Source organism: Allobosea sp. CER48 (genome assembly GCF_044752385.1).
In the GTDB taxonomy this organism is placed as follows: Bacteria; Pseudomonadota; Alphaproteobacteria; order Rhizobiales; family Beijerinckiaceae; genus Allobosea.
This window is the reverse complement of sequence record NZ_JBIWYK010000208.1, coordinates 1-5,531: the sequence shown is the minus strand read 5'-3', so window position 1 is coordinate 5,531 and position 5,531 is coordinate 1. Positions and strand designations below refer to the sequence as shown.

Annotated in this window: 3 protein-coding genes; 1 reads left to right on the top strand and 2 read right to left on the bottom strand. The window is 66.4% G+C overall.

The features are described from left to right. Positions 1-60: 60 nt before the first annotated feature. Both argJ and ACIPIA_RS09515 read right to left on the bottom strand, forming a co-directional pair. Positions 61-1,311 (bottom strand): bifunctional glutamate N-acetyltransferase/amino-acid acetyltransferase ArgJ, encoded by a 1,251-nt coding sequence (gene argJ, locus ACIPIA_RS09520; protein ID WP_400508889.1) that lies wholly within the window; start codon positions 1,309-1,311, stop codon positions 61-63. A 159-nt stretch (positions 1,312-1,470) separates the two neighbouring features. Continuing rightward, positions 1,471-2,328, bottom strand: coding sequence for a peptidylprolyl isomerase (locus ACIPIA_RS09515; RefSeq protein ID WP_400508887.1), 858 nt, complete (start codon positions 2,326-2,328; stop codon positions 1,471-1,473). A 370-nt stretch (positions 2,329-2,698) separates the two neighbouring features. Between ACIPIA_RS09515 and secA the strand changes: the two genes are divergently transcribed. Beyond that, positions 2,699-5,479 (top strand): preprotein translocase subunit SecA, encoded by a 2,781-nt coding sequence (gene secA, locus ACIPIA_RS09510; RefSeq protein ID WP_400508885.1) that lies wholly within the window; start codon positions 2,699-2,701, stop codon positions 5,477-5,479. Positions 5,480-5,531 lie beyond the last annotated feature (52 nt).

The window sequence follows — 5,531 nt, the reverse complement described above, 5'->3', positions numbered from 1 at the left end:
GAGCAGATCGCGAGGTTGACGGCGATGAAGCTGCGGCTGGGCTCCTGCGGCGGGATGGCCTCAGGAGCGGTAGTCGCCATTGATCTCGACATAGGCCTTGGTCAGGTCGCAGGTCCAGACCGTGGCCTTGCCGCGACCGATGCCGAGATCGGCGGTGATGACGATCTCGTCGCCCTTCATGTAGTCGGATACCGCGACCTCATCGTAGGACGGCGCGCGCGCGCCCTGCCTGGCCACGACGATGTCGCCGAAGCCGATGTCGAGCCGGTCGCGATCGGCGGGCTCGCCGGCCTTGCCGACGGCCATGACGACGCGGCCCCAGTTGGCGTCCTCGCCGGCAATGGCGGTCTTGACCAGCGGCGAGTTGGCGATCGATAGCGCGACGCGCTTGGCCGAGCGGGCGGATGCCGCGCCGGTGACGCGCACCTCGACGAATTTGCGGGCGCCTTCGCCGTCCTTGCAGACGAGGTGGGCGAGCTCGAGCAGGATCGAGTTCAGTGCGCGCTTGAAGCCCGAAAGGCGGGCATCATTGATTTCTGTGATCGCGGGCACGCCGCGGGCCGCGGCCTTTCCGGTGGCGAAGAGCATCAGCGTGTCGGAGGTCGAGGTGTCGCTGTCGACGGTGACGGCGTTGAACGAGCCCTTCACGCCCTTGGAGAGCAGAGCCTGCAGGACAGGGGCTGCGATCGGGGCGTCGGTGAAGACGAAGGACAGCATCGTCGCCATGTCCGGCGCGATCATGCCGGCACCCTTGGCGATACCGGCGATCACGACGTCCTTGCCGTCGATCTTGGCCTTGCGGGTCAGCGCCTTTGGGAAGGTGTCGGTCGTCATGATCGCGCGGGCGGCGTCGATCCAGGGGCCGTCGGTGGCGCGTTTGGCGCAGTCGTCGAGCACGCCCTTGAACTTGGTCGCGTCGAGCGGCTCGCCGATCACGCCAGTCGATGCGATGAAGACCTCCTGCGGCTTGCAGCCGGCGGCCTTGGCCGCGATCTCCGCGGTGAGCTTGACCGCATCACGGCCCTTCAGCCCGGTAAAGGCGTTGGCATTGCCGGAGTTGACGACGACGGCGCGGGCGGAACCCTGCCCCAGGTTTTCGCGGCACCAGTCGACCGGCGCGGACGGGCATTTCGAGCGGGTGAAGACGCCTGCGACCTGGGTGCCCTCATCGAGCAGCGCAAACCAGACGTCCTGACGCCCCTTGTAGCGGATGCCCGCCTCGGCGGTGGCGAAGCGCACGCCCGGGATCGGCGGCACCTTGGGCTGGCGCTTCGGCGCAAGCGGGGAAACGGGGACATCCTTGCCGGCCATCGGGCTTCCTCCTGCGGAGCACTGCTCAAACCGGCGAATCGTCCGCTCGCCGGGCAGTGCCTCTCGTTCGAGAATCCCTCTGCCGCAGGCCGATGACGAAAACAAGAAGGGCGGCCGCAAGGGCCGCCCGTCAATTTGGTCTGCTGGCGAGCGGAAAGCTCAGTTCTTCTTCGGCTCGGCCGGCTTGGCGGTACCCGGAGCCGGCGTCGCAGGGGCGGCCGGCTTGTCGAGGCGCTCGACCTTGGCCTTCTCGCGCAGGGCCAGCACGATGTCCTGCTGGGCCTTGCGCTCGAGATACTGGTCGATCTGCGGCTTGACGGCGGCGAAGTCCGGCAGCGGCTTGGAGCGCTTGTCCTCCAGCCGGATGATGTGCCAGCCGAACTGGCTCTTCACCGGCTCGGAAACCTCACCCTTTTTGAGCTTGAACGCGGCTTCGGCGAATTCCGGCACCATGCGGTCCTTGGTGAACCAGCCGAGATCGCCGCCCTCCTTGCCCGAGCCAGGATCCTTCGAGACGTCGGCCGCGACCTTGGCGAAATCCTCGCCCTTCCTCAGCCGCTCGACAACGGCCTTGGCCTGGGCCTCGTCCTCGACGAGGATGTGGCGCGCATGGGCCTCCTCCTCGGGCTGCATCGCCTTGGTCGTCTCGTCATAGAGCTTCTTGGAGGCCTCGGCGGTGACGGCCTTCTTGCCTTCGCGGGTCAGGTACTCGTCGAGCAGAACCTTCTCGCGGTAATAGGCGAGGCGGGCCGCGAAGTCCGGCGAATCCGTGATCTTGGCTTCGGCGGCCGCCTTGGCGCCCAGCTTGAGATCGACGAGATAATTGATGACCTCGTCGCGCTTGCGGTCCTCGGGGAGCTGGGCGAGGCGCTCGCCGAGATCCTCGCTCGCGAGCTGGATCTCCTTCTCGGTGATCGCGATGCCGTCGACCTTGGCGACGACCTTGTCGGCCTGGGCGAAGGCCGGTCCCGCCAGCAGCGCGAAGCCGAGGACGGCGATGAAACGGGCTGAGTTCATGAATGACGGCCTTTCGTCGGAAAACCCGAGACGCATTGGCGGCTGCACTGCCAGTTGAACGCGGCAAAGGCAAGGCGGTTCAGGCGATTGCGGGTGCCGATCACGTAGCTTTACACCGCCGGGATGCGGGCAGGGTGCCGCAACGTCGCGCGATCTCGCGCCTGCGCCCTTGGAAGCGGCGGGGAAAAACCCCACATCCACTGCCGAATTGACTTGCCGTTTCGCCGCCATTTGGTCGAAACGCACGCTGGACCCTGCCCGCGCACGCGTCTAAACACGCGGTCGCATTTCGAGATTACAGGGCTCCCGGCCCGCGCGCGAAACAGGATCCGCGCAGCCGGGAGTCCAAGCATCACCTGAAAGGCCCAACATGCTTGGCGCGCTCGCAAAGAAACTCTTCGGCTCGTCGAATGACCGCCGCGTCAAGGGCTATCAGCCCCGCGTCGCCGCGATCAACGCGCTCGAGAACGAGATCGCGGCGCTGAGCGATGACGCGCTGAAGGCGCGCACCGAGGACTTCCGGCAGCAACTCGCCGCCGGCAAGAAGCTGGACGACCTTTTGGTGCCTGCGTTCGCCACCGTCCGCGAGGCCGCCAAGCGCGTGCTCGGGCAGAGGCCCTACGACGTTCAGCTCGTCGGCGGCATGGTGCTGCACGAGGGCGCCATCGCCGAGATGAAGACGGGCGAGGGCAAGACGCTGGTCGCCACCCTGCCGACCTATCTGAATGCGCTCGAGGGCAAGGGCGTCCATGTCGTCACCGTCAACGACTATCTCGCCCGGCGCGACGCCGAGTGGATGGCCAAGCTCTACAATTTCCTCGGCCTCTCCGTCGGAATCATCGTGCACGGCCTCGACGACGAGGAGCGCCAGCGCGCCTATGCCTGCGACATCACCTACGGCACGAACAACGAGTTCGGCTTCGACTACCTGCGCGACAACATGAAGTACGACACCGCGCAGATGAGCCAGCGCGGCCACCACTTCGCCATCGTCGACGAGGTGGACTCGATCCTGGTCGACGAAGCCCGCACGCCGCTGATCATCTCCGGTCCGCTCGACGACAAGTCGGATCTCTATGTCGCGATCGACAAGGTGCTGCCGGGGCTGGTCGCCGGCGACTACGAGGTCGACGAGAAGCAGCGCACCGTCGCGCTGACCGAGGCCGGCAACGAGCATATCGAGGAACTGCTCCGCGATGCCGGGCTGCTGAACGAGGGCGATCTCTACGACGCGCACAACGTCACGCTGGTCCACCACGTCAACCAGGCGCTGCGCGCCCACACGCTCTTCACTCGCGACAAGGACTACATCGTCCGCAACGACGAGGTCGTCATCATCGACGAGTTCACGGGTCGCATGATGCCGGGCCGGCGTTACTCGGAGGGCCTGCACCAGGCGCTGGAGGCCAAGGAAGGCGTTACCGTCCAGCCCGAGAACGCGACGCTGGCCTCGATCACCTTCCAGAACTATTTCCGCCTCTACGCCAAGCTCGCCGGCATGACCGGCACGGCCGCGACCGAGGCCGACGAGTTCTTCCAGATCTACAAGCTCGAGGTCGTCGAGATCCCGACCAACGTTCCGGTCGCCCGCAAGGACGAGGACGACGAGGTCTACCGCACCTTCGAGGAGAAGGTTCGCGCCATCATCCGCGAGATCCAGTCGGCGCAGGCCAATGGCCAGCCGATCCTGGTCGGCACCACGTCGATCGAGCGTTCCGAGCTCGTTGCGGAGATGCTGGAGAAGGCGGGCTACAAGCTGCTCGACTTCACCAACCCGGCTGCGCTGGAGCCGGTCTATCAGGCGGCGCGCGAGGGCAAGACGACCAAGGCCTTCGCGGTGCTGAACGCCCGCTTCCACGAGCAGGAGGCCTATATCGTCGCCCAGGCCGGCGTGCCCGGCGCCATCACCATCGCCACCAACATGGCCGGCCGTGGCACCGACATCCAGCTCGGCGGCAACGCCGAGATGCGGATCAACCACGACCTCGTCGGCGTGGAGCCTGGCCCGGATCGCGACGCCAGGGCGGCGGCGATCCGCGCCGAGGTGGCCGATTTCAAGCAGCGCGTCCTCAAGGCGGGCGGGCTCTACATCGTCGGCACCGAGCGGCATGAGAGCCGCCGCATCGACAACCAGCTGCGTGGCCGCGCCGGCCGCCAGGGCGATCCCGGCCGTTCGAAGTTCTTCCTGTCGCTGCAGGACGATCTGATGCGCATCTTCGGCTCAGACCGGATGGACGGCATGCTGACGAAGCTCGGCCTCAAGGAGGACGAGGCCATCGTCCATCCCTGGATCAACAAGGCCGTCGAGAAGGCTCAGGGCAAGGTCGAGGCGCGCAACTTCGACATCCGCAAGAACATCCTGAAGTACGACGACGTGATGAACGACCAGCGCAAGGTCGTGTTCGAGCAGCGCCGCGACTTCATGCGACAGGCCAGCGTGCGCGAGACGATCGACGACATGCGCCACGGCGTGGTCGAGGACGTCGTCGCCCGCCACATCCCCGAGGAAGCCTATCCCGAGCAGTGGGATACCGCCGGCCTCAAGCAGGAGGTGATCCAGTATCTCAACCTCGATCTGCCGGTCGAGGACTGGGCCAAGGAAGAGGGCATCGCCGACAGCGAGATCCGCGAGCGCATCCGCAAGCTTGCCGACGAGGACTATGCCGGCCGCATCGAGCGGAACACCGAAGAGGTCATGACCTATGTCGAGAAGCAGGTGCTCCTGCAGTCGCTCGACCATCTCTGGCGCGAGCATCTCGTCACGCTCGACCATCTCCGCCAGGTCATCGGCTGGCGCGGGCTTGCGCAGCGCGACCCGCTGCAGGAGTACAAGCAGGAGGCCTTCGAGCTGTTCGACGGCCTGATCGGCCAGCTGCGCCAGCAGGTCACCGGCCATCTCTCGCGCGTCGAGGTTCGGTTCGAGCAGCCTGAGGACCAGCAGGCGCCGCAGCTGGCGCAGGACGGGGCCGGCTTCGGCAGCGGCGGCGATTATGGCGGAGGCGGCGTGCAGTTCGCTGCGGTCGATGCCGATACCGAGGTCCTCGACCGTAATCCGGCCGATCCCGAGACCTGGGGCAAGGTCGGCCGCAACGAGCCCTGCCCCTGCGGTTCCGGAAAGAAGTTCAAGCACTGCCACGGCCAGTTCGTCTGAGCCGTCTTTCACAGTTCGCGTGTTGAGCGCCCGGCCTCGTGCCGGGCGCACT

Bases quoted from the DNA above. Each gene is read 5' to 3' on its own strand.
- argJ (WP_400508889.1), bottom strand. From the start codon at position 1,311: ATGGCCGGCAAGGATGTCCCCGTTTCCCCGCTTGCGCCGAAGCGCCAG.
- ACIPIA_RS09515 (WP_400508887.1), bottom strand. From the start codon at position 2,328: ATGAACTCAGCCCGTTTCATCGCCGTCCTCGGCTTCGCGCTGCTGGCG.
- secA (WP_400508885.1), top strand. From the start codon at position 2,699: ATGCTTGGCGCGCTCGCAAAGAAACTCTTCGGCTCGTCGAATGACCGC.